Annotated in this window: 25 protein-coding genes; 12 read left to right on the forward strand and 13 right to left on the reverse strand. The window is 65.2% G+C overall.

Annotated features, from left to right (window positions below; translation table 11 throughout):
• Window positions 1-170: 170 nt before the first annotated feature.
• From radA to ACVMIH_RS04485, 4 genes are all read right to left on the reverse strand, one after another.
• A complete protein-coding gene (gene radA, locus ACVMIH_RS04470) occupies window positions 171-1,640 on the reverse strand; it encodes a DNA repair protein RadA (protein ID WP_229192200.1) in 1,470 nt (489 codons plus the stop codon).
• Window positions 1,641-1,736: 96 nt separating this feature from the next.
• Window positions 1,737-2,351: a hypothetical protein gene (locus ACVMIH_RS04475; protein WP_456860853.1), complete on the reverse strand. Its 615-nt coding sequence runs from the start codon at window positions 2,349-2,351 to the stop codon at window positions 1,737-1,739.
• A 173-nt stretch (window positions 2,352-2,524) separates the two neighbouring features.
• Window positions 2,525-2,812 carry a hypothetical protein gene (locus tag ACVMIH_RS04480; RefSeq protein ID WP_050386652.1) on the reverse strand — a complete coding sequence of 96 codons (288 nt, stop codon included), beginning with the start codon at window positions 2,810-2,812 and terminating at the stop codon, window positions 2,525-2,527.
• A 441-nt stretch (window positions 2,813-3,253) separates the two neighbouring features.
• On the reverse strand, window positions 3,254-3,979 hold the full coding sequence (locus tag ACVMIH_RS04485; RefSeq protein ID WP_456860855.1) for a sulfite exporter TauE/SafE family protein: 726 nt from the start codon (window positions 3,977-3,979) through the stop codon (window positions 3,254-3,256).
• Window positions 3,980-4,424: 445 nt separating this feature from the next.
• Here ACVMIH_RS04485 and ACVMIH_RS04490 point away from each other — a divergent pair, with 445 nt between their 5' ends.
• A complete protein-coding gene (locus ACVMIH_RS04490; protein ID WP_456866381.1) occupies window positions 4,425-5,669 on the forward strand; it encodes an IS4 family transposase in 1,245 nt (414 codons plus the stop codon).
• A gap of 63 nt (window positions 5,670-5,732) precedes the next feature.
• On the opposite strand, the gene ACVMIH_RS04495 is transcribed toward ACVMIH_RS04490, so the two are convergent.
• The 4 genes from ACVMIH_RS04495 to ACVMIH_RS04510 all read right to left on the reverse strand — a co-directional run bounded on the left by ACVMIH_RS04495 (window position 5,733) and on the right by ACVMIH_RS04510 (window position 9,804).
• A complete protein-coding gene (locus ACVMIH_RS04495) occupies window positions 5,733-6,503 on the reverse strand; it encodes an exodeoxyribonuclease III (RefSeq protein ID WP_456785640.1) in 771 nt (256 codons plus the stop codon).
• Window positions 6,504-6,533: 30 nt separating this feature from the next.
• Entirely contained in the window at window positions 6,534-7,838 is a 1,305-nt protein-coding gene (alr, locus tag ACVMIH_RS04500; protein WP_456784724.1) for an alanine racemase, read from the reverse strand.
• A 48-nt stretch (window positions 7,839-7,886) separates the two neighbouring features.
• Complete coding sequence (locus tag ACVMIH_RS04505; protein WP_057019871.1) at window positions 7,887-9,389, reverse strand: replicative DNA helicase; 1,503 nt, start codon at window positions 9,387-9,389, stop codon at window positions 7,887-7,889.
• Window positions 9,390-9,681: 292 nt separating this feature from the next.
• Window positions 9,682-9,804 carry a hypothetical protein gene (locus ACVMIH_RS04510; RefSeq protein ID WP_256520498.1) on the reverse strand — a complete coding sequence of 41 codons (123 nt, stop codon included), beginning with the start codon at window positions 9,802-9,804 and terminating at the stop codon, window positions 9,682-9,684.
• Window positions 9,805-9,988: 184 nt separating this feature from the next.
• On the opposite strand from ACVMIH_RS04510, the gene ACVMIH_RS04515 reads away from it, so the two are divergent.
• Window positions 9,989-10,159: a hypothetical protein gene (locus tag ACVMIH_RS04515; protein ID WP_194295401.1), complete on the forward strand. Its 171-nt coding sequence runs from the start codon at window positions 9,989-9,991 to the stop codon at window positions 10,157-10,159.
• Window positions 10,160-10,179: 20 nt separating this feature from the next.
• On the opposite strand, the gene ACVMIH_RS04520 is transcribed toward ACVMIH_RS04515, so the two are convergent.
• Entirely contained in the window at window positions 10,180-11,433 is a 1,254-nt protein-coding gene (locus tag ACVMIH_RS04520) for an SAM-dependent methyltransferase (protein ID WP_057019872.1), read from the reverse strand.
• Window positions 11,434-11,691: 258 nt separating this feature from the next.
• Here ACVMIH_RS04520 and ACVMIH_RS04525 point away from each other — a divergent pair, with 258 nt between their 5' ends.
• From ACVMIH_RS04525 to ACVMIH_RS04535, 3 genes are all read left to right on the forward strand, one after another.
• Entirely contained in the window at window positions 11,692-12,651 is a 960-nt protein-coding gene (locus ACVMIH_RS04525) for a hypothetical protein (protein WP_456860857.1), read from the forward strand.
• Window positions 12,652-12,740: 89 nt separating this feature from the next.
• The gene (locus ACVMIH_RS04530) at window positions 12,741-13,346 is read left to right on the forward strand and encodes a TetR/AcrR family transcriptional regulator (protein ID WP_057019874.1); all 606 of its coding nucleotides are present in this window, start codon (window positions 12,741-12,743) and stop codon (window positions 13,344-13,346) included.
• On the forward strand, window positions 13,343-13,804 hold the full coding sequence (locus ACVMIH_RS04535) for a PaaI family thioesterase (protein WP_456860859.1): 462 nt from the start codon (window positions 13,343-13,345) through the stop codon (window positions 13,802-13,804). The genes ACVMIH_RS04530 and ACVMIH_RS04535 overlap by 4 nt, the downstream gene beginning before the upstream one ends.
• Window positions 13,805-13,853: 49 nt before the next feature.
• Here ACVMIH_RS04535 and rplI read toward each other — a convergent pair whose 3' ends face one another.
• From rplI to rpsF, 4 genes are all read right to left on the reverse strand, one after another.
• Window positions 13,854-14,456: a 50S ribosomal protein L9 gene (gene rplI, locus ACVMIH_RS04540; RefSeq protein ID WP_456860861.1), complete on the reverse strand. Its 603-nt coding sequence runs from the start codon at window positions 14,454-14,456 to the stop codon at window positions 13,854-13,856.
• Window positions 14,457-14,507: 51 nt separating this feature from the next.
• Window positions 14,508-15,476: a hypothetical protein gene (locus ACVMIH_RS04545; protein WP_456860863.1), complete on the reverse strand. Its 969-nt coding sequence runs from the start codon at window positions 15,474-15,476 to the stop codon at window positions 14,508-14,510.
• Window positions 15,477-15,602: 126 nt separating this feature from the next.
• Window positions 15,603-15,842 carry a 30S ribosomal protein S18 gene (rpsR, locus tag ACVMIH_RS04550; RefSeq protein WP_016844287.1) on the reverse strand — a complete coding sequence of 80 codons (240 nt, stop codon included), beginning with the start codon at window positions 15,840-15,842 and terminating at the stop codon, window positions 15,603-15,605.
• A 6-nt stretch (window positions 15,843-15,848) separates the two neighbouring features.
• Window positions 15,849-16,316, reverse strand: coding sequence for a 30S ribosomal protein S6 (gene rpsF, locus ACVMIH_RS04555; RefSeq protein WP_026192679.1), 468 nt, complete (start codon window positions 16,314-16,316; stop codon window positions 15,849-15,851).
• Window positions 16,317-16,654: 338 nt separating this feature from the next.
• Between rpsF and ACVMIH_RS04560 the strand changes: the two genes are divergently transcribed.
• The 7 genes from ACVMIH_RS04560 to mltG all read left to right on the forward strand — a co-directional run bounded on the left by ACVMIH_RS04560 (window position 16,655) and on the right by mltG (window position 23,816).
• On the forward strand, window positions 16,655-17,371 hold the full coding sequence (locus tag ACVMIH_RS04560) for a TetR/AcrR family transcriptional regulator C-terminal domain-containing protein (protein ID WP_141343068.1): 717 nt from the start codon (window positions 16,655-16,657) through the stop codon (window positions 17,369-17,371).
• Complete coding sequence (locus ACVMIH_RS04565; protein WP_456860865.1) at window positions 17,368-18,393, forward strand: fatty acid desaturase family protein; 1,026 nt, start codon at window positions 17,368-17,370, stop codon at window positions 18,391-18,393. Before ACVMIH_RS04560 ends, ACVMIH_RS04565 begins: the two co-directional genes overlap by 4 nt.
• 441 nt (window positions 18,394-18,834) lie before the next feature.
• On the forward strand, window positions 18,835-19,788 hold the full coding sequence (gene fabD / locus ACVMIH_RS04570; protein ID WP_141343069.1) for an ACP S-malonyltransferase: 954 nt from the start codon (window positions 18,835-18,837) through the stop codon (window positions 19,786-19,788).
• Between the two features lie 21 nt (window positions 19,789-19,809).
• The gene (gene fabG / locus ACVMIH_RS04575) at window positions 19,810-20,547 is read left to right on the forward strand and encodes a 3-oxoacyl-[acyl-carrier-protein] reductase (protein WP_141343070.1); all 738 of its coding nucleotides are present in this window, start codon (window positions 19,810-19,812) and stop codon (window positions 20,545-20,547) included.
• 289 nt (window positions 20,548-20,836) lie between these two features.
• Complete coding sequence (locus ACVMIH_RS04580; RefSeq protein WP_002716125.1) at window positions 20,837-21,076, forward strand: acyl carrier protein; 240 nt, start codon at window positions 20,837-20,839, stop codon at window positions 21,074-21,076.
• A 96-nt stretch (window positions 21,077-21,172) separates the two neighbouring features.
• Entirely contained in the window at window positions 21,173-22,438 is a 1,266-nt protein-coding gene (gene fabF, locus ACVMIH_RS04585; protein WP_456827497.1) for a beta-ketoacyl-ACP synthase II, read from the forward strand.
• Between the two features lie 127 nt (window positions 22,439-22,565).
• The gene (gene mltG, locus ACVMIH_RS04590; protein WP_076831963.1) at window positions 22,566-23,816 is read left to right on the forward strand and encodes an endolytic transglycosylase MltG; all 1,251 of its coding nucleotides are present in this window, start codon (window positions 22,566-22,568) and stop codon (window positions 23,814-23,816) included.
• The last annotated feature ends 73 nt before the right edge of the window (window positions 23,817-23,889 follow it).

Here is a 23,889-nt window from a genome sequence, read left to right on the forward strand (position 1 = left end):
GGTACGTTTCGGTACGCTGTTAAGGGCTTACGCTGCTAAGTGTTCTCGCGAATCGGCGAAGTCGGTGCCGTCCTAACTGAGGCGCATTGGGGGCATCCGGCAAGGCCAGAGCGCCACCTGTCCCGCGCGGCGGATGTATAGCGGCGGGGGGCTGATACGTCACGCCCGCTTTAGCTGGTCTCGCGACGGAATCGAGCCGGTGTGGCATTTTTCTCAGCCGCATCAGGGCCTCCGGAGCCGCCCTGGTCGCGCCGGCCGCCCCGGGGCGTACCGCGTGCCGCAATTTCGGCGACCAGCGTGGTGAGATTGCCGACGCTGTTGAGGGTGAGCCCTGAATCGCCGCCGCTCTCGCCGCGGGCCGATTCGGGCAGGATGGCGCGGGCGAAGCCGAGCTTGAGGGCCTCCTTGAGCCGGGCCGGGGTCTGCGCCACCGGGCGGATCGCGCCCGATAGCGAAATCTCGCCGAAATAGACCGCATCCGTCGGCAGCGGCGCGTTCACCAGCGAGGAGACCAGCGCGGCCGCCGCGGCAAGGTCCGCGGCCGGTTCCTGGATGCGCAGGCCGCCGGCGACGTTGAGATAGACGTCATGTCCGGACAATTTGACGCCGCAATGCGCTTCGAGCACCGCGAGCACCATCGACAGCCGGCTCGGGTCCCAGCCGACCACGGCGCGGCGCGGCGTGCCGAGCGAGGTCGGCGCCACCAGCGCCTGCAACTCGACCAGGACCGGACGGGTGCCCTCGATGCCGGCGAACACCGCCGTGCCGGGGCTGCCGAGCTCGCGCTCGGAGAGGAACAATTCCGAGGGGTTGGTGACCTCGCGCAGGCCGAGGCCGGTCATCTCGAATACGCCGATCTCGTCGGTCGCGCCAAAACGGTTCTTCACCGAGCGCAGAATGCGGAACTGCTGCGAGCCTTCGCCCTCGAACGACAGCACCGCATCGACCATGTGCTCGACCACGCGGGGACCGGCGATCTGGCCGTCCTTTGTCACATGGCCGACCAGGATGATCGCGGCACCCGTCTTCTTGGCAAAACGAATGAGGGCCTGCGCCGAGGCGCGGACCTGGGTCACCGTGCCGGGCGCGGATTCCACCGTGTCGGTCCACATGGTCTGGATCGAGTCGATCACGATCAGGCGCGGCACCGCGCCTTCCGACAGCGTCGCGACGATGTCCTCGACCGAGGTTTCCGAAGCCAGCTGCACCGGCGCGTCCGCGAGGCCGAGCCGTTCGGCGCGCAGCCGCACCTGGGCGACCGCCTCTTCGCCGGAGATATAGACGGCGCGGTGGCCGGCGCGCGCCATCATGCTGGTCGCCTGGGTCAGCAGCGTCGATTTTCCGATGCCGGGATCGCCGCCGACCAAAAGCACCGAGCCGCGGACGAAGCCGCCGCCGGTGACGCGGTCGAGCTCGGCCATCCCGGAGGACAGCCGCGGCGCGTCCTGGGTCTTGCCGGACAGCGATTCCAGCGCAAACGTCCGTCCCTTGCGCTTGCTGCGGATCGAGACCGGCACCGAGCCTGTGGTGTCCTCCTCGGCCAGCGTGTTCCACTCGCCGCAGGAATCGCACTTGCCCTGCCAGCGATTATACGCCGCGCCGCAGTTCTGGCAGACGAAGGAGAGGGTGGATTTGGCCATGGAGCAGGTGAGTCGCGCTATCGAGCACGATGCATAACACGGTTCGGCCGCCGCGCGCGATCCATCGAAGACGGAGTGCCAGATGGCGGGGCCGGCTCAGCGCGAGAACACCCGTGTTCCGCCCGGCCAGCGCGGCTTGTCGCCGACCGGGCTTGCGCCGATTTCCCAGCCGACGCCGCCCCACAGCACGTCGACGGCACCAAGCTCTCCGGCGCTGTCGCGGACGTAAAACACGTTCGGCTTGGCGTTGACCTCCAGCGGGCCGTTGCTGCCGCTGGGCTGTCGCCTCAACGCGCACCAGACGTCGGCCAGCCTGCTCTCGTGGCTCTGCCCCAGTTTGGCGAGGATCTCCTTGTCGCTCGAGACGGCGCTCAGGACGAAGGTTTGCAACGATGCGCTGCCGCTATCGTCCTCGATCTTGTTCGTGAAGCGCTGCGCGAAGGTCGCGCCTAACCAGGAAATCCTGACCGGCGCGCTCGAGGCGATGTCCTCCTTGAAATGTTCCCGCGCGACGAATTTTTCGGCGTGGGGAATTGCCGAGGTCGACGACGGATCGGACGGTTCCTCGCTTTTCGGCTGCAGGGAACATGCAACGCGGTCAGCAGCGGCAACGGCGCCCGGTTGTCCCGGTCTTGTATCGTCTGCCGCGACGCTCAATCCCTGCGTGGCCAGAACAACGGTCAACCACAGGGTGAGGCTTGGTTGGCGCATGTTGTTGTTGTCCCTGAATCCGCTGTGCTCGCGGAGACAAGGTAAACCGCATCTTGCAGATGTAAATCAAAGATCAGGTTTCTGGTTAAGGATAAAAAGTAAGTTCAACTACAGCGCGAATTTGAATCAAATGCGCTTCGCGCAAGGGAACTGCTCTCTGATTGTACGCGCGGTCAAACGTGGAGGTCCCGCCTCGACAGCAGCAGCGGCGGATTCTCGCGCGGCGTCAGACTCGTCGGCAGAGCGCGGCAGCATCTCGCCTGCGCGCGCAACGGATCGCTCCAGCTCCAGCGAACCCGCCACGACGGATTGTTCGCGTAGGCCGGAATTCGCCAGACCCAGATCGTCTCGTAGACGCTGTCGCCGAACTGCGCGACATCGGGCCTTGCCGTCGGCCACAACGCCGAGCCGGCAACGGCGAACGTCACAATCGCCGCAGTCGTGATCATCATCTTGCGCATCGCGCGCCTGCCTTTCCCGCCTGTCGTGGGCTTTGACGACCCGCGACTCCCAATGCTTCGACTTGCGATCCCGCATTCGTCAGGCCGACATCGGCGACATCAGGCGCCGGGCTCTACGCCCGATCTGCACGCCATGTGTCGCTGAACCTCGTCGCCTGAACTCTCGGGACTCGCATCCGGGTCGTCGATCAATCCCGTGATGCCTGCTGGAGCAAAGTTCTTTTCCGCAAACGATCAAGTGCAAGTAATGAGATTGTCATAAACGCAGCGGCCGGACGGTGGCAATCCGGATAACAACGGAAGGTGAGCGCTCAACAAAACTCTTTCGGGGTACACGCCACCCGATGCCCAAAGCCCCGTAGAATTACGACATCATCGGGAGGATGTTGGTGTTCGTCACGGCGAAATCCGTTTGCCCAGGGCCTGGTCGATGTCGGAATTTTACTGCGTCATTGCAGACCACAATAACGCCGTGCCCGCCGCCAGCATGATGCCGTCCATGATCAGGCGAAACGACTCCGGCTTCAGCTGCAGCACGAAGCGCTTTGCGATGAAAGCGCCGGCCATCAGCGAGGCGCCGGCGATCAGGCCCTTCAGCGCGATGTCCGGCGTCAGCGCGCCGAAGCGCTCGAACGTCACCGACTTGCTGACATAGAGCCCGAGCGAGCTCGCCGCCTCGGTGGCGAGGAACGCGCCCTTGCTGAGACCGTAGAACAGGAACAGCGGCACGCTGAGCGGGCCGGTCGAGGCCACGATGCCGGTGAGGTAGCCGATGAGCGCACCGCCGATTGCGAGATGCCAGAGATTGGCCTTCAGCCTGTGCCGCGCCAGCCAGTGCCGCACCGGCACCATCGCGATCAGGAATACGCCGATCGCGATATCGATCGCATGCGAGGGCAGCGCGAGCAGGGTGCGCGCGCCGAGCGCGGCGGCCGGGATGCCGGTGATCGAGTAGGCGATGCAGGCACGCCAGTCGACCTCGCGCCACCAGGCGAGGATGCGCGACAGATTGGCCATCACGGCGGCGACGGCCATGATCGGTACCGCCTGCTTCGGCCCGTACTGATAGACCAGCACCGGCATCAGCATGATCGACGAGCCGGTGCCGACGATGCCGGAAATGGTGCCGGCGACCAGGCCGACAATGAGGACGAAGAGGAAGCCCACCTGCGCGCTCCGGTGAGGTGATCCCGAGCCATGCTGAATGCGTGCCCCGGGAGAGGGGCTCAGTGTGACCTCATGGCTCGAGACGGCGCAAGGGCGCCGCCGAACCATCGACACGCCATCGTGCGCAGCGCAGCAAGACTTGGACAAATCATGTCGCGAGAATGCGGAGGTATGACTCACAGACCGCGCAACACATTTTATGTCGTCCCTGCGAACGCACTAGCGTGTCTACACGGTTTTGGGGCGCGACAGATTGACTCGGTGCAGCAAGAAGTGGCGTCTCTGCAGCATGTTGTATGATTCTCTCACTGGCGCTTTGATTCGAAGGAGCGCCAGCGATGCAGCCGGATTTGTCTTTGGGTGAGTTCGGGGACGTTCGTCTCGACAAAAGGGGGCGACGCTTCTCCGGGCTATGCTTTGCACGCGCAGCGTCTGCTTGCGCCAGATGGCCCGGGGCGATTGGGCTGCCAATATGGCGTTCTGGCGGTTTGTGAACAACCCCCAAGTCACGATCGATAAATTGATTGAGGGCTGGAGCGCGCAGACGCGGACTGCGGTCAGCGGGCGTCATGTGCTGGCGATCCAGGATACGAGCGAGGTCAAGTTCCAGACCCAGGCGGAACGGCGGCGCGGGCTGGGCAAAGCCGGCAAGGGCAATGCTCGCGGCGTGCTGTTGCATGCGATGATGGCGGTGGATGCCGATAGCGGGGTCTGTCTTGGCCTTACTGGCGGCAACGTTTGGACGCGCAAAGGCAAGGTAAAAATCCCGCATGAGCGGCGCGCCTTGGCCGACAAGGAGTCGGCGCGCTGGGTGACGGCCGCCGAGCAAGGCCGCGACGTCCTGGCAGATGCCCGCATGATCACCGTCGTCAACGACCGCGAGGGGGATTTCTTTGCTCACTGGGCGCTGACGCCAGCTGAGAATGTCCATCTTCTGTCGCGTGCCATGCACGACCATGCGCTGGTCGATGGCGACACACTTTATCAGGCGGTCGAGCGGAGCCGCTTCTGCGACAACGCGGTGATCGATCTGCCGCAGCGAATGGATCGGCGCGGCCGGCAGGCCCATCTCTCGATGCGCTTCGGAACCGTCGTGCTCAAGCGGCCGCAGAGGCCCGGCGTCACCGACTTGGCGGAGGGCATCAAACTCAGCTTCGTAGAAGTGGTCGAGTTGCATCCGCCGAGAGGTGCGGAGCCCATTCGCTGGCTGCTCCTGACCACTCATCCGGTCGCCACCGTTAAAGACGCCTGGCAGATCGTCTCCTGGTACCGCCAGCGCTGGATCATTGAGCAACTCTTTCGCTCGCTGAAGAGCCAGGGTTTGCGCATCGAGGATAGTCAGATCGAGAGCGCCGAAGGCCTGATCAAGCTCGTGGCGGTCGCCACCAGAGCGGCATGTATCGTCATTCAACTCGTTCAGGCCCGCAACAGTGGCGAAGAATTGCCGGCTGAATTTGTCTTCACCGCAGAAGAGATCGAGACGCTCAGGGCCATCAACAAAACCATGAAAGGTCGCACCGAGCTTCAGAAAAACCACCATCGCCCCAACACCCTTGCTTGGGCGGCATGGATCATCGCAAAACTCGGCGGATGGACCGGCTACGCCTCCCACCGTCCACCTGGACCAATCACCTTCCACACCGGAATGGCCCGCTTCCAAATCCTCGCAAATGGCCCGACAAACGTGTAGATGCACTAGTGCTTTCGCAGGGACGACAGAGTGATTGTGGCGCGAGCGCGACACGCAAACCCGTCACCTCAACACCACCCACGCCGGCGCGTGATCGCTGGCGCCGTCCTCGCCGCGGATGGCGCGGTCGACGCCGGCTTTCACGAGGCGCGGCGCCACTGCGGGGCTGAGCAGGAGATGATCGAGCCGCAGGCCTGCATCGCGTGGCCAGCGCTGGCGCTTGTAGTCCCAGAAGGTGAACATCGGCGCGTCCGGATGCAGGGCGCGGATCGCATCGCACCAGCCCTGATCGACCAGCGCCTTGAAGGCGGCGCGGCTCTTCGGCTGGATCAGCGCATCCTTGTCCCAGGACCGCGTTGGGTAGATGTCGAACGGCGTCGGCGCGACATTGTAGTCGCCGGCGAGCACCACCGGGACGTCCTGCTTGAGCAGCTTGGCGGCATGGGCGCGCAGCCGCTTGAACCAGGCGAGCTTGTAATCGAATTTCGGCCCGGGCTGCGGATTGCCGTTCGGCAGATAGAGGCTGGTGACGACGATGCCGCGCACCGCGGCCTCGATGTAGCGCGCTTCGTGATCGCCGGCACCGCCGGGCAGGGCGGTGCGGATCAGCACCGGCTCGGCCTTGCGCGCGAGGATGGCGACGCCGTTCCAGGTCTTCTGTCCCTGCCACACCGCGCCGTAGCCGGCCTGCTCGATCGCGGCCGCGGGAAACTCGGCGTCGCTGGCCTTCAGCTCCTGCAGACTGACGATGTCGGGCCTGGCTGATTTCAGCCAGCGCAACAGGTTGGGCAGGCGGCGGTTGACGTTGTTGATGTTGAAGGTCGCGATCTTCATGCGCACCGGCAATCGCGAACCTTGATCATGTCAGGTGGACGTCGCTGTTGGCTCGGCGGCCGGCAGTGGCGGCGGCGCAGCGGGCGCTGCTGTTGGCAAGGCTGGCGGTGCTGCGGGCGTGGCAGCCGGCTCGCTCGTCTCGGCGACCGCGTCGCTTCTCGCGGCGACGGCATCGCCGCCCTTGTAGATGCGCACGAAGCGGCGGCCGAGGCTGGTCAGCACCTCGTAGCCGATGGTGCCGAAATGATGCGCGACCTCGTCGACCGTGATGCCTTCGCCGATCAGCGTCACCATGTGGCCGCGCCGCACGGCATTCTTGTCGAGGTCGGTGACATCGACCGCGATCAGGTCCATCGAGACGCGGCCGGCGATCGGGCAGCGCTTGCCGGCGACCACGACCTCGGCGCCGCGGGTGCCGTCATTGGCGCTGGCGGCGCGGAAATAGCCGTCGGCATAGCCGGCGGCGACGATCGCAAGCCGGGTCGGCCGGCGCGCGGTCCAGGTGCCGCCATAGCCGACGGTCTCGCCGCGATCGATGTTGCGGATCTGCACGACGCGCGCCTTGAGATCGACCACCTGCTGCATCGGGTTGTCGGCTTCCGGCGTCGGATTGACGCCATAGAGCGCGCAGCCCGGCCGCACCATCTCGAACTGGAATTGCGCGCCGAGAAACACGCCGGAAGAATTCGCCAGCGAGGCCGGCACGCCAGTGAACAGGCTCGCGATCTCGCGGAAGCTCGCAAGCTGCTTGGCGTTGGCGGGATTGTTGAGCAATTCGGCGGAGGCGAGGTGGCTCATGACCAGCGTGATGCCGTGATCGCCGGCATTGATCCGCGGGATGATGCCCTGTGCCTCGCTGACCGTGAGCCCCAGCCGGTTCATGCCGGTGTCGATATGGATGCCGGCGCCGCCGGACCAGCCGGAGCGGCGGCAGAACACGTCCCATTCGGCGAGCTCGTTGAGATCGCCGATCACCGGCTTGCAGTCGATCCTGGCGTAGGCGTCGCCGGTGTTCTGGAAAAAACCGCCGAGCGAATACACCGTCGCCTCGGGAGCGGCCGCGCGCACCGCGGCGGCCTCCTCGACGCTGGCGACGAAGAAGGTCTTGCAGCCGGCCTTGGCCAGCGCCCGCGCAACCTGCTCGGCGCCGCAGCCATAGGCGTTGGCCTTGACCACGGCGGCGCATTCGGCCGGCACCGCGGTCTTCTCGAGCTTGCGCCAGTTGGCGATGATGGCGTCGAGGTCGATGGTGAGGATACCGCTGGCGGTCGGGTGGGCCGCCAGCAAACTGGCCTCGGATGTCAGCTGCGATTTCGCGTCAGTCACGATGTTCATGGCTCAGTTGTACGCGGGTGCCCTGCGTCGTTCAACCGAGTCCGGATCTCAGTGGCCGTGATCCGGAACCTGACCGTCGGGTGCGAGGTCGCCGAAGCGCGTGACGCTGGCCTCGAAGTGCAGATCGACCGTGCCGGTCGGGCCGTGTCGCTGCTTGCCGATGATGACTTCGGCCTTGCCGTGGGCAAGGTCCATGTCCATCTGCCACTTCTCATATTCCGGCGTGCCCGCGCGCGGCTCCTTGTTGGCGAGGTAGTATTCCTCGCGATAGACGAAGATCACGACGTCGGCGTCCTGCTCGATCGAGCCGGATTCACGCAGGTCGGACAGCTGCGGCCGCTTGTCGTCGCGGTTTTCGACCTGACGCGACAGCTGCGACAGCGCGATGATCGGAACGTTCAGTTCCTTGGCAAGTGCCTTCAGGTTGGTGGTGATCTCGGTGATTTCCTGCACGCGGTTGTCGTTGCCGCGTTTGCCCGAGCCCTGCAGCAGCTGGATATAGTCGATCACGATCAGGTCGAGGCCCTTCTGGCGCTTGAGCCGTCGCGCCCGCGCGGTGAGCTGCGAGATCGAGAGACCGCCGGTTTCGTCGACGTAGAACGGCAGCGATTGCAGCTCGATCGAACAGTCGCGGATCTTCTCGAAATCGAGCTCGGAGATGCCGCCGCGACGGATCGAGCTCGAGGGGATGCCGGTGCGCTCGGCGAGAATACGGGTGGCGAGCTGTTCGCCGCTCATTTCGCAGGAGAAGAAGCCGACACAGCCGCCATTGACTGCCTTGGTGGTGCCGTCCGCCTGGACTTCCGGCACATAGGCTTTGGCGATGTTGTAGGCGATGTTGGTGGCGAGCGATGTCTTGCCCATGCCGGGACGGCCGGCGAGGATGATGAGGTCGGACGGCTGCAGGCCGCCCATCTTGGCGTCGAGGTCGCGCAGACCGGTCGAAATGCCCGACAGCTTGCCGTCGCGCTGGAACGCCTTCGCCGCCATGTCGACGGCGATCGTCAGTGCCTGCGCGAAGCGCTGGAAGCCGCCGTCATAGCGGCCGGTTTCAGCAAGGCCGTAGAGCTGCCGCTCGGCATCCTCGATCTGGGCGCGCGGCGCGAAGTCGACCGGCGCGTCATAGGCGACGTTGACGATGTCCTCGCCGATCTGGATCAGGTTGCGGCGCAGGCTGAGATCGTAAACGGTGCGTCCGTAGTCCTGCGCGTTGATGATGGTGGTCGCTTCGGCGGCAAGCCGGGCGAGGTACTGGCCGACCGTCATGCCGCCGATGTCGAGCTCGGCCGGCAGGAACGTCTTCAGGGTCACGGGGTTCGCGACCTTGCCCATCCGGATCAGGCTTCCGGCGGTCTCATAGATTTGCTGATGGATGGTTTCGAAGAAGTGCTTCGGCTCCAGGAAATCGGAGACCCGGTAGAAGGCGTCGTTATTGACCAGGATCGCGCCCAGCAGGCCCTGTTCCGCTTCGATGTTGTGCGGCGCACTTCGGTAGGCCGGGGATGCGGCGTCGGGCGCGAGCTTGTGGACGTTCGAATCAATTAAGGCCATGGACGAGCTTATTCTTCTGATTTCGTCGTTACTGAGATTTTCGGCTGTGGGGCGGCGATGAAGCGCCAGCCCGGCACGAAGCGAAAGGACGGATGTTTCTTATGCACGATTCACACAACGCGAGGTGTGAATCCGAAACAGCCGGATGCATTCCGCTTGACTGGGGTTTTGTCCGAAACCGGGCGGGAGCCGGCCGATCAGCACGGTCGTTGGCAAAAATTGGACGCCGCCTGAACCTTTTGCCAGGCGAGCGGACCCATGGAGAGGCGAGGCGGCTGTTGGCGTCGATTTCTCAGACCAGGATGAGGAAGGCCAGCGCGATCAAGGCGGCCACCACGCCAGTGGCGATCAGGGCGTAGTCAGTCGCGATATCGCGCTGCGGGTCCAACATCGTCTGGTGTGTTTCTCGGGTCATTCCGGACCACTACGACAGTCCGGGACAGACCTCTGTGAAGCAGATCACATGCGCCGCACTTTTTTTGCGGCAGGTTCGCGGGAACGACCCGGCGGATTCCAGGTTGTCTACGCTCAGGCAAGATACGGCGGCGATGGCTCGAGAGTTTCAGACAGCGCGATCAAGGCTTGGCCGGGCAGATGGCATGGACCGCCGCTGGCTGGCGGCGCTTGTCGATGCCATGGAGCAGGCGGCGCGTCCCGAGGTCCGCAATGTTCCCTGCGATGCCAGCTTGATTTCGGCCGCCGCGGCCCATCTGGCGCGTCCGGCGCCGACCTTTGGCCATTGCGGGTCGGCCTACAGCCTGCGCAACTAGCAGCACCCGTTCCTTCAGACCTATTCGCCGGCGAGTTGCAGCCGGGGCTTGGTCGCGCCGGCCTCCTTCAGCCGCAGGCGGGCTTCTTCGCCGCCGATATAGTCGCGGGTTATCGGGACGATGCCCTGGCGCTTGGTGAGCTGGAGCTGGAAGTTCATCATGTTCTGCACGCGGAACGACATCTCCGACGCAGCCAGGTAGAATTCCCACATCCGGGCAAAGGTCTCGTCGTAGAGCCGCACGGCCTCCTCGCGCCGCGCCATGAAGCGCTCGCGCCATGCCTTCAGCGTCTCGGCATAGTGCAGGCGGAGGATCTCCATGTCGCAGATCAGCAATCCGGCCTTCTCGATCGCCGGCATGACCTCGGACAGCGCCGGAATGTAGCCGCCGGGGAAGATGTATTTCCGGATCCAGGGGCTGGTGACGTCGGGGCCGGTCGAGCGGCCGATCGAGTGCAGCACCATGACACCGTCGTCGCTCAGCAGTTCGGCGCAGCGCGCGAAGAAGGTTTCATAGTAGGCGACCCCGACATGCTCGAACATGCCGACCGAGACGATGCGGTCGAACGGCCCGGGGATGTCGCGATAGTCCTGCAGCAGGAAGCGCGCCGATTGCGCCAGGTTCCGCTCCGCCGCCCGGGCGTTGGAAATTTGCAGCTGCTCGGTCGACAGCGTGACGCCGGTGACGTCGGCGCCGCTCATCTCGGCGAGATAGAGCCCAAGGCCACCCCAGCCGGAACCGATGTCGAGGATGCGGTGCCCGGGCTTGATCAGGAGTTTTGCGGCGAGGTGACGCTTCTTGGCGAGCTGGGCATCGTCCAGCGTCGCGTCCGGCGTCTCGAAATAGGCGCAGCTGTATTGCTTGTCCGCGTCGAGGAAGAGGGAATAGAGGCGGCCGTCGAGATCGTAATGACGGGCGACATTGCTTCTGGATCGGCCGCGCATATTGATCTGCTGGGCGCGGCGTCCGAGGAAGCGTACCCAGGCCTGCAGCCTGGCAAAGTTCGGCAGCATGGCTGCCTGACCCATCAGGACCGCCAGCACGTCGGCGACGGTGCCTTGCTCCACCACGAACGTGCCGTCCATGAAGGCTTCGCCGAGATAAAGCTCGGGATCGACTAGGATGCGGAGTTCCGCCCCTCGCGTCATGAAGCGCACGGCGACCGGTACACCCGTGCCATCACCGCAGATGAACTGAGCGCCGCTCGCGGTCGTGAACGTGATCGAACCGCGGCGGATGAAGCGCCCCAAGAAGTATCGCAACAATCGGTCCATCGAAACACCAACGGAACGGCAAGCTGCACACCGACACCACCGGAGTTGATCACTCCAATGTGTCCCCAACCTCAAGATAGGCAGGGAATTAGATCGCGCTATAGCGTTGTGGTCAAAGCCGATATTCCAAAATGTGACAATTGCGTGGATGCGTCATGGGCGCGCTTCCATTCGCGCGATAATCGGCTAAAAGGTGACCGCCGCGGCCGATCCATCAGGCGCTGGCGGCGATTTTTCCGGAATCGGGAGACTTAAGGAATGTTGAGCCGAGCCCTCAGTCTGGCGACGGTGGCGCTTCTGATTGGCTGCCTGTCAGCCGTATCGGCGCAGGCGCAAAACCTCGAGGCCGGCAAGAGCCCCTCCCAGATCTTCGCAAGCACCTGCGCAGCTTGCCACAAGAGCCCGCGCGGCCTGCTGAAATCGGTCCCGGCCGGTTCGCTGCCGGGCTTCCTGCGCCAGCACTACACGACGTCCAGCGACATGGCCGGCGTGCTTGCCTCCTATCTGATTTCGAATGGTGCCAACGACCCGCGCTACCAGGCCAAGGATCAGCCCAAGGGGACTAAGGGCGGTAGGGAAGGCAGGCAGGAGGCGAACCAGTCCCCGGAGCAGCCGTCCGAGCGTCCGGCCCGCCGACGGCACCAGGATGCCGCGCCGCAGGAAGGGGCCAAACCCGATGGCGATGGCTTGAATCCCGAAGGACGTCCAGCTCACCGCGGCAAGCGGATGGCCCGCCCGAGCGAGACGCCGGAAGGCGCGAAGCCGGATGACGGCCAGACGCCGCAGGCCTTGGGCGAGGGCAAGCCGTCGCGTCAGAAGCACGGCCGTCGCGGCAAGCCCGTCGAGGAGCCGAAGTCCGAGGAGGCGCCCAAGGGCGCGGCGACCAGCGACGAGCCCAAGACAGACCCCAAGACATCCACCCGGCATGATGACAAGGGTGAAGCCGAGAAGCCGGCAAAGCCTGCCGCCGAGCCCGACACGGCAAAGGTCGACGCACCCAAGAGCAATGGCGGCGGCGAGCCGGCTGCCGTGCGATCCGATCCGGTTCCGCAGGTCACACCGGCGCCTGCCGCGGCTGCGCCTGCGGCGTCCGAGCCGGCAGCAGCCGCATCTCCCGCTCCGGCGCCAGCCGCGCCGCCGGTGACTGCGACGGCGCCGCCGCCGCCACCGCCCACGACGCCAGGCTCCGGCCCGCCCGAAGCTCCGACCTCGAAGTAATCGCCAACGCCGGGCCGCAAGGTCCGGCGTATTTGTTTGACCATCATTAGAGCGGTGCTCTAGAGTGTTAATCTAATCAGGAGGACGACTTGAGCACGGCGCGCGAAGATCTGCTGGCAGCGGGACTGGCGGTGTTCGACCGCGACGGATTTGAGGGCGCGACGGTGGCCGAGATTCGCTCCCGCGCCCGCGCGTCCAACGGCAGCTTCTTCCACTTCTTCACCTCGAAGAAGGCGCTCGCCGGCACCCTGTTCCTGGAAATCCTGCAGGCCTATCACGCCGCCATCATCAGCTCGGTCGACGCCAGCTGCGGGGCGGGCGAGGGCGTTGAGCGGCTGATCCACGCCCATCTCGATTGGGTCGTGAGCAACCGGCGCGAGGCGCGCTTCCTGTTCGAGATTTCGCGCAGCGAGTGGGGCGAGGAGGTGCGCGGCGCGCAGCGCAGCGAGAATTCGCGGCTCACCGATGGCATCGAGCGCTGGCGCGCGCCACTGCTCGCGCGCGGCGAATTGCTGCCGATGAGCGCCGTGCTGTTCTTCAGCCAGATCGTCGGGCCGGCGCAGATCTTCTGCCGCGCCTGGCTATCGGGCCGCCATACCGGCGATCCGCGCGAACAGGTCGAGACGCTGATCGCCTGCGCGGTCCGCGCGGTGGTGGCGCCGGGTGCGCCAGAACGAACAGGAGAGACTTCATGAGCGAGACCGATCCGGACTTTGCACCGATCGCGACGCGAATTCGCGACAATGTCGGCCGGCAGGGCTTCATGGGTTTTGTCGGTGCCGAGGTAGCCGAGCTGTCGCGCGGCACCTGCACGCTCGCGGTCGACCGCCGGCCGGAGCTGTTGCAGCAGCATGGCCTGTTTCACGGCGGAGTGACGGCGTTTTTGGTCGACAACGCCACCACGATCGCAGCGGCGACGTCGCGCGGCCAGCCGGCGCTGACGGCGGAATACAAGCTGAACCTGCTGTCGCCGGCCTCGGGCGATCGTCTGATCTGCCGGGCGCGCGTGATCAAGCCGGGACGTCAGGTCGCCGTCGTTGCAGCCGACGTGTTCTGCGTCATCGACGGCAAGGAGAAGCACACCGCGACCGCATTGGCGTCGATCGCCATGCTCGACGACAAGGCGGCGGCACGAATCCAAAGCCCGGCCTGATCGAGGCCGGGCTTCGTAGCGTTTAGTCGGTTGGACGATGGAGAGAAGCTTACTTCTCTTCGGCGGCCGGAGCCGGCGCGGCTTCCTCGTCGTGCTGGGCTTCCGGATCGAAGAATTCGCCGGCGGCGGCGAGCGCCTCGGCGGCAGCGTCCTGGTCTTCCTGGCGGGTCGAGATGTCCTCGCCGCGCTTGATCCGCTCGGCCTCTTCGGCGGAGCGGGCGACCGTCACGGTGACGCTGGTCTCGACCTCGGGGTGGACGGCGATCGTCACCTTCTGCGCGCCGATCACCTTGATCGGCGAGTCGAGCCAGACCTGCGGGCGCGACACCGTCACGCCGTCGGCAGCCAGCGCGGCGACGATGTCGCGCACCGTCACCGAGCCGAACAGCTGGCCGGATTCGGAGGCCTGGCGGATGATGACGATGTCGCGGCCGTCGATCTTCTCGGCGACCTTGGCGGCTTCGCCCTTGGCCTGGACGTTGTTGGCCTCGAGCTCGGCCTTCATGCCATCATACTTGGCGCGGTTCGCCTCGGTGGCGCGCAGCGCCTTGCCGCGCTTCAGCAAGAAGTTGCGGGCGAACCCGTCCTTGACGCGCACGACTTCGCCCATTTGGCCAAGCTTGGCAACGCGTTCGAGCAGAATGACTTCCATTTTCGTTCTCCTTTAGATGCAAAGTACGGGTTTAAGTGGTTGGATCGAATCTCAAGCCGCGGGCAAAGGCGGCGGTCTTGTCTGCAGATAGCGCTGGCGCAGCCCGAACACGGCGTCGGCGATGCCGAGCGCGAACATCGCCACGATCGGCCAGCCGAACATGACGACGACCGCATAGATGCCACCGAGCCAGAAGCCGCGATTGGTGAGCGACAGCGTCAAGGTGTGCAGAACGGCGAAGCCGACCAGCGCATAGGCGATTACGAGTGCCGCGGTGACGATCTGCGCCAGCAGCGCAAGCATGCCGCCGATGAAGCTGACGGCGACAGCCGCCAGCAGCGCGACCAACGTCACGGCGGGAAGCGCCGTGGTGCGGAAATCCGGCCACGGCCGGTTCAACCGCCCGGAGGTTTGCGTGATCTTGCCGGCGAGCCAAAGGTTCAGCGTCAGCGTCACCATGGCGATGATGGTCGCCGCGAGCGGCGCGAAGATCACCAACGCGTCGACCAGCCGTTCGATGTCACCGCTGGGCTGCGCTTCGCCGGCGCTGAGCATCTTGAGCAGGCCGCGCCGCAACGTGCCGGTGATCGTGTCGGTATCGGTGCCGAGCGTGAGCAGCGCGGCGGTCGTGGTAACGATGGCGAAGGCTGCAATCCAGAGCAGGATGCGGCCGACGGGGTACCATTCAATCGCTGGCTGCTGCTGCTTGGCGCTGTCGCCGGCTTCGCCCGCGACCGGCCGTCCGAGCAGGGCGAGGTGGCCGAGCCACCAGCCGGGCACGGCGACCATCATGGCAAACGCGATGCTGTAGGGAAGGCCGAAGAGCGTGCCGAGCACGGATGCCGCACCCACTCCACCAATAGCGGCGGCGAGGGGGCCCCAGCCGAGCGCCGCCACCATGATCGGCAGCGGTGCGAGATAGAACAGCAATATCGAGATCGCCGCGCCCGAACTGATCGAGGCGAACATCAGCGCCGACGCGGCGCCGGCTGCGAGTGCAACGGTGAATATTCCGATCATCAGCTGTCCCGCCCCCTTCGAGCGGTTAGGGGTCCTGCATCGAGAACCCCAACCATCGGCGACCGGACGACCCGGAAGCCTTATGAGAATGAGCGGCCGGCGACGTATGCCGCCGGCCGGAAACGATTACCTGATCACGTAAGGCAGCAAGCCGAGGAAGCGCGCGCGCTTGATGGCGCGGGCGAGCTCACGCTGCTTCTTGGCGGACACGGCCGTGATGCGGCTCGGCACGATCTTGCCGCGCTCGGAGACGTAACGCATCAGCAGCTTGGAATCCTTGTAGTCGATCTTCGGCGCATTCGCGCCCGTGAACGGGCAGGACTTGCGACGACGGAAAAACGGACGGCGGGCACCAGCATCAGCCATGATTCATTACTCCTCGGTCGCAGCTTCTTCTTCGCGCGGACGGCGCGGGCCCCGGTCGCCACGGAAACCGCCACCATCGCGGTCACCACGGAAGCCGCCTTCGCGGTCGCCACGGAAGCCACCACCACGGTCATCGCGCTCGCGGTCACGGTCGGCCTTGCGCATCATCGCGGACGGGCCTTCCTCGTGCTCTTCGACGCGCACGGTGAGATAGCGGATGACGTCTTCGTTGATCCGCTCCTGACGTTCGATCTCGGTGACGACAGCCGACGGTGCGTCGATGTTCATCAGCACGAAATGCGCCTTGCGGTTCTTGTTCATGCGGTAGGTGAGGGAGCGCACGCCCCAGCTCTCGGTCTTGGTGACCTTGCCGCCGCCCTGTTCGACGATCCCCGTCATCTGGGCCGTCAGTTCATCCACCTGCTGGGTGCTCGCATCCTGACGCGCGAGAAAAACATGCTCATAAAGAGGCATGGTTGTCCTTTCCTGTGTTGGCGCGGTTTCCGGCGACAAGCCCTTCGAGACCTTCGGAAAGGACTCGAGCTGCTCAGAAGGCGGGAGCACGGGACGACGGGCCGACTGGCCCTGCCACATCAAAATCAACGGGTGAATTTGCTGAGACCGTCCGTTCAGCTCCCGGCCGGAGCCCACGAATGGCGCGCTTATACGGATTTTGGCCGCGAAAGCAAGGGTTCTCGGCCCCCGGATGTGCGAGGTGTCGTGGCCCTCCAGGCCGTTTGACGCAACCTCGGGTGATTTCCCGTTGATTTCTTTGTTTGTATGTCATACAAACATCTTTGGGAGGACGAGATATGGGTTCGGAGACCGCCAGCGGCATGTCTGCGCCCGATCCGAAGCATGCGGTCCGCGCGACGCGGTCGGCGGGGCGCAAGATGCGCTCGCTGCTGCTCGATGCCGCCAGCCGCCTGTTCAAGGAACGCGGGCTCTCGGGCACATCGATCTCCGATATCGCCGCGGCCGCGGACGCCTTTCCGAGCCAGATCACCTATTACTTCCGCACCAAGGAAGCGCTGTTCGTCGAAGCGGCCAGCCGCGACATGCTCTATCTCGCGCGCGCGACCGAGCAGGCCGCCCTGAATGCCCACACCCCGCGCGACTACACCCACGCTTTGGCCGAGACCGTGACCGCGACCGACACGGTCGCTTTCTTCGCGGAGGCCTTGACCCTCACGCGGCGCCGGCAGGACCTCGCGCCCCTCGTCGAGCGCACCATCGAACGTCTGCACAGCGAGGGCGCGCGCGCCTATGCGGGCCAGGTCGAGCGGCACGGCTGGCGCTCGCTGCGCGCGCCCGAGGAGAGCTCGCGGCGGTTCTGGGCGATCGCGATCGGCGTGATCGTCGAAGGTTTTGCGATGGGCCGCGCTGCCGACGAGATGTGCCGCGAATTGCTGCGCGCGCTCGGCGAGCAGGCGACATCAACTTCGACGTCGGCCAATGACGGGACGCGGCTGCGCCTGGTCGGCGATCACGACACTTCATCCTCAACGGACGGCGAGACAGGCACATGACCGCGCTTCGCATGCGAGCCCGCGATTTCCTCACCGAGGACGAATTGGTTGCGGTGCGCGAGCGCACGACGTGGAAGGGCGCAGCCCTGATCGTGCATGCCTGGGCGCTGATCCTGGGCGCGATCGCGCTGGTCGCGTGGTGGCCCAATCCGCTGACCTATCTGCTCGCCGTTGCGATCATCGGCTCGCGCCAGCTCGGGCTTGCGATCCTGATGCATGACGGGGCGCACGGCTGTCTGTCGGCGGACGAGAGGACCAACCTGACGCTGAGCCAGTGGTTCTGCGCCTATCCGATCTTCGCGGAGACCCGCGGCTATCGCCGCTATCATCTGCAGCATCATGCGCGGACGCAGCAGGAGGATGATCCCGATCTCGTGCTGTCGGCGCCGTTTCCGATCACGAAGCTGAGCTACCGCCGGAAGTTCTTCCGCGATATCACCGGGCAGACCGGCTACCAGCAGCGCAAGGCGCAATTGCTCAATGCGATCGGGCCGAAGGAGTGGCCGTTGTCGCGGCGCGCCGCCAACTTCTGGCAGAAGCTCGGGCCGCAATGCGTCACCAACGCCTTGCTGTTCGCGGGCCTCGCCGCCGCCGGCGTGTGGTGGGCCTATCCGCTGTTGTGGCTGGTGCCGCTGCTGACCTGGATGATGGTGATCACGCGCATCCGCAACATTGCCGAACACGCCGTCGTGCCCGACAGCTCCGATCCCCTGCGCAACACCCGCACCACGCGGGCCAATGTCCTTGAGCGTCTCTTCATCGCGCCGTACTACGTGAACTATCACCTCGAGCATCACCTGCTGTTCTACGTGCCCTGCTACAACCTGCCGCGCGTCCACCGCATCCTCAGCGAAAGCCGCTATGCCGGCCGGATGGAAGTGCAGCCGGGCTACGCCGCCGTGCTGCGGCTGGAGACCGCCAGGCCCGCCAACGAGGATCGTCCGGGCCAGCTGGTCAACAGCGCACGCCGGGCGAGGGCCGGCGCCGAGGTTAACGCCGACCAGAATGCCGGCGGGTTCTAGTGTGCTGAATGCGAAGTTCGTGCGATTTCGCGGCAGCTACTTTCACGAACTTCGCATTCATAAAGCACACTAGAATCATAAGTTTGCTAGTGTCCTTATCGAATCCGAAGTTCGCTCCGAAGGTGCGGCAAATGATGCGCACTTCGGATTCGGGACACTAGCCCGGAGCCGGGACCGGCATCCCCAGGGTTCCTCTGGCGCGGCTTGACAGCACCGCCTCCGTCAGTGTCTTACGGCCCGGTCCGGGGCCGGTTGCAAGGCTGGGCTGCCAAGCCTGGGCTGCCAAGGCTTGGTTGCCAAGGCCTGATTGCCAAGGCTTGGTTGCAAGGGATTGGCCCGGACCCGCTGTGGCGCGTTTTGCGCGACGCGGATACCGTTTTCCCCTGCGGCAGGCGTAAAGCGCCTGCGCGGAGATCACGCTCAACAAGGTAGGGATCGCCGATGACGGCAGCATTTACGTTTCCCGGGCAGGGCTCGCAGGCGGTTGGCATGGGCAAGGCCCTGGCCGACGCCTTTCCGGCGGCCAGGGCGGTGTTCGACGAGGTCGATTCCGCGCTGGGCGAGAAGCTGACCGCGATCATCTGGGATGGTCCCGGCGAGACATTGCAGCTCACCGAAAATGCCCAGCCCGCCCTGATGGCAGTGTCGATCGCCACATTGCGCGTGCTCGAGAGCGAGGCCGGCTTTTCGGTCGGCCGCAATGCGGCCTTTGTTGCCGGACACTCGCTCGGCGAGTATTCGGCGCTGGCCGCCGCCGGGAGCCTCTCCGTCAGCGACACCGCGCGGCTGCTCCGCACCCGCGGGCTCGCGATGCAGAAGGCGGTGCCGGTCGGCGTCGGTGCGATGGCCGCACTGCTCGGTCTCGATTACGAAACCGCCGTGGCGGTCGCCAACGAGGCGGCGCAGGGACAAGTCTGCCAGGCCGCCAACGACAATGGCGGCGGCCAGGTGGTGGTCTCCGGTGACAAGGCCGCCGTCGATCGCGCGGTCGAAATCGCCAAGACCAAGGGCGCCAAGCGCGCCATGCTGCTGCCGGTGTCGGCGCCGTTCCATTGCAAGCTGATGCAGCCGGCGGCCGATGCGATGGCAGAGGCGCTGTCGGGGGTGACCATCAAGGCGCCCGCGGCGCCGCTGGTCTCCAACGTGCTGGCCTCCGCCATCACCGATCCCGACGAGATCCGCCGCCGCCTGATCGAGCAGGTCACGGGCACCGTGCGCTGGCGCGAGTCGGTTGCCTATATGGCAGGGCAGGGCGTGACGCGGTTCTTCGAGATCGGCGCCGGCAAGGTGCTGAGCGGCCTCGTCAAGCGCATTGCCGACGGCGCGGTCGGCGTGTCCGTCGGCGGTCCGAACGATATCGCTGCGGCCAAGGACGCGCTCGCGGCTTCGGCTTGAAGCAGCCGGAAGGAGAATTCGATGTTTGATCTGACTGGCAAGACGGCGCTCGTCACGGGCGCAACCGGCGGCATCGGCGGCGCGATTGCGCAGGCGCTGCATGCGCAGGGCGCAACGGTAGCGATCTCGGGGACGCGGCGCGAGGTGCTGGACGGCTTTGCGGCCAAGCTCGGCGCGCGCGTGCATGTCCTGCCGTGCAATCTCTCCAGCAAGGATGATGTCGAGGCGCTGGTGCCGGCAGCGGAAGCTGCGATGGGACAGGTCGACATCCTGATCGCCAACGCCGGCATCACCCGCGACAACCTGTTCGTGCAGCTGCGCGACGAGGATTGGGACGACGTGATCGCGGTCAACCTGACCGCGACGTTCCGCCTGGCGCGCGCGGCGACCAAACTGATGATGCGCAAGCGCTTCGGCCGCATCATCGCGATCACCTCGATCGTCGGCGTCACCGGCAATCCGGGGCAGGGCAACTACACCGCGTCGAAGGCCGGCATCATCGGCCTGATCAAGACGCTGGGCGCCGAATACGCCAAGCGCGGCGTGACCGCCAATTGCATCGCGCCGGGTTTCATCAAGACGCCGATGACCGATGCGCTCAACGACAAGCAGCGCGAATCCATCCTGGCGAAGGTTCCTGCGGCGCGGCTCGGAACGCCCGAGGACATCGCGGCCGCGGCGGTCTATCTGGCCTCGAACGAGGCCGCCTACGTCACCGGACAGACGATCCACGTCAACGGCGGGATGGCTATGATTTGAGCTACTGGCCGCCTCTCGCAATGCGGCGAAAAGCCGTTTTCGGGAGCCGGTTCAGGCGTGTAGTCAAGGCTTTGGAAGTATGGTAGCTGAAGCCCCCGTGGATGGGCGAAGAACGCCATTGCAGGATTTTGAAACCCTGTATATTGGCGTGGCGACGCCTGCCGTTCGCCGGGGCTTTAATCGGCTACGACCGGGCCGAATCAAGACTATGCGCGACTGAGTAATCGAGACGACCACGATGGCTCGTATCGTCTTGGGGTCGGGTCCAATGGAACAACGAGGTTGAACGATGAGTGAGATTGGCGAGCGGGTTAAGAAGATTGTGGTCGAGCACCTTGGTGTCGAACCCGAGAAGGTGGTCGATAGCGCGAGCTTCATCGATGACCTCGGCGCCGACAGCCTCGACACCGTCGAGCTCGTGATGGCATTCGAAGAAGAATTCGGTTGCGAGATTCCCGACGACGCGGCGGAGACGATTCTGACCGTTGGCGACGCGACCAAGTTTCTCGAGAAGAACGCGAAGAGCTGACGCCGATCGCGAAGTTGACGGGGCCGGACGGACCGTGATCGAGCGGTCCCCCGGCTTCTTATTATCAGCCGCGCATTGCTGGCCGGAGAGGTGGAAATGAGACGAGTTGTCGTCACGGGGCTGGGCATGCTTACACCGCTCGGCTGCGGCGTTGACGCAACTTGGGCGCGCATCCTCGCCGGAGACAGCGGCGGCAAGAAGATCGACACGTTCGACGTGTCCGACCTGCCGAGCCAGGTCGCCTGCTACATTCCGCGTGGCGACGGCACTGGCGGCACCTTCAATCCCGATCAGTGGATGGAGCCGAAAGACCAGCGCAAGGTCGACGACTTCATCGTCTATGCGATGTGCGCGGCCAAGCAGGCGCTGGACGATGCCGACTGGCATCCGAAGTCGGACGAGGACCAGTTCGCCACCGGCACGATGATCGGCTCCGGCATCGGCGGCCTCACCGGCATTGCCGAGACTGCGGTGCTGCTGAAGGAGCGCGGACCGCGCAGGGTCTCTCCGTTCTTCATTCCGGGCCGCCTGATCAATCTGGCCTCCGGCTACGTCTCGATCGAGCACGGCCTGAAGGGGCCCAATCATGCAGTGGTCACGGCGTGCTCGACCGGCGCGCATGCGGTCGGCGACGCGGCGCGGCTGATCGCGCTCGGCGACGCCGAGGTGATGGTCGCCGGCGGCGCCGAATCGCCGATCTCGCGCATCGGCATCGCCGGCTTCTGCGCGGCGCGTGCGCTGTCCACCGGCTTCAACGAGACCCCGCAAAAGGCATCGCGGCCGTACGACAAGGATCGCGACGGCTTCGTGATGGGCGAGGGCGCCGGCGTCCTCGTGCTGGAGGAATACGAGCACGCGAAGCGCCGCGGCGCGAAGATCTATGCCGAGGTCACCGGCTATGGCCTGTCGGGCGATGCCTTCCACATCACCTCGCCGCCGCCGGACGGCAATGGCGGCTTCCGCAGCATGACCATGGCGCTGAAGCGCGCCGGCCTCGCGGCATCCGATCTCGACTACATCAATGCGCACGGCACCTCGACCCAGGTCGGCGACGAGATCGAGCTCGGCGCGGTCGAGCGTCTGCTCGGCAATGCGGCCTCGAAGGTATCGATGTCGTCGACCAAGTCCGCCACCGGACATCTGCTCGGTGCGGCCGGCGCGATCGAGGCGATCTTCGCGATCCTGGCGATTCGCGATAACGTGGTGCCGCCGACCATCAATCTCGACAGTCCGTCGGTGCAAACGGCGATCGATCTTGTGCCGCATACGTCGCGCAAGCGTGACGTCAATGTGGCGCTGTCCAATTCCTTCGGTTTCGGCGGCACAAACGCTTCCGTGATCGTGCAGCGCGTGACCAATTAGTAGGACTCTAGAACTAGTCCACCGTTTTGCCGTATTCCGCGGTGACTCCTAATAGCGGGCGTATGCTATTGGCAGGGCAGGGGTTTGTCCGGCCACGATTCAACCGGCAGGATATTGGTTTGCATCGATGAGTGAGAGGCCGCCCATTTCACCGAGGAGTCCACGCGCCGCGCTGGAACCCGAACAGCTTCCGCCGCCGCCCAAGCGCTCGGATCGCGCCCGCAATCCCTTCGTGATCGTCGGCAATGCCATCTTCACCATCCTGATCATCCTGATGATCGGCGCCGGCGCGACGTACTACTACGGCAAGCAGGCGCTGGAATCGCCGGGACCGCTGCAGGAAGACAAGATCGTCAACATCCCGGCGCGCGCCGGCAAGCGTGACATCGCCGACGTGCTCTCGCGTGAGGGCGTGATCAACGTCAATCCATGGGTCTTCATCGGCGGCGTGTTCGCGCTGAAGGCAAGCTCCGATCTCAAGCCAGGCGAATATTCGTTCCAGAAGAACGCCAGCCTGCGCGACGTCATCGCCACCATCGTCGACGGCAAGGTGGTGCAGCACGCCATCACGATACCGGAAGGCCTGACTTCCGAGCAGATCGTGACGCGGCTCTCCGACAACGACATCTTCACCGGCTCGGTGCGCGAGATCCCGCGCGAGGGCACGCTGCTGCCGGAGACCTACAAATTCCCGCGCGGCACCACGCGCGACCAGGTGATCCAGCGCCTGCAGCAGGCGCAGAAGCGCGTGCTCGCCGAAATCTGGGAACGCCGCAACACCGACACGCCGCTGAAATCGCCGGACCAGCTGGTCACGCTGGCCTCGATCGTCGAGAAGGAAACCGGCCGCGCCGACGAGCGCAGCCGCGTCGCCGCCGTGTTCGTGAACCGCCTGCGCCAGCGGATGAAGCTGCAGTCCGATCCGACCATCATCTACGGACTGGTGGGCGGCAAGGGAACGCTGGGCCGTCCGATCAAGCGCAGCGAAATCACGCAGCCGTCGCCCTACAACACCTATGTGATCGACGGCCTGCCGCCCGGACCGATCGCCAATCCCGGCCGCGCCTCGCTGGAGGCGACCGCCAATCCGGCGCGCACCCGCGACCTGTTCTTCGTCGCTGACGGAACCGGCGGCCACGCCTTCACCGAAACCTACGACCAGCACGCGAAGAACGTCGCCAAGCTGCGCGCGTCGGAAAAGCAGATCCAGAACGACACCGTCGAGCCCGCGGATGATCCGGCGCCCGCCGCCGCGACGCCCGGCGCCGACACCAATCCCACGGCGACGACGCCGAAGCCCACCAATCAAAAGAAGCCGCCGCGCGGTCGGCAGGGCGCAGCCCAACAGACCAATTCGCCGCCGGTGGTGCAGCGCTAAAGCGCGATCGTCATCGCGCTTTAGCTTCTTGTTTGAGCATGATCTTTCGGAAAACCGCCATACACTTTTCCGG

The sequence above is a fragment of the Bradyrhizobium sp. USDA 4503 genome (assembly GCF_054055815.1).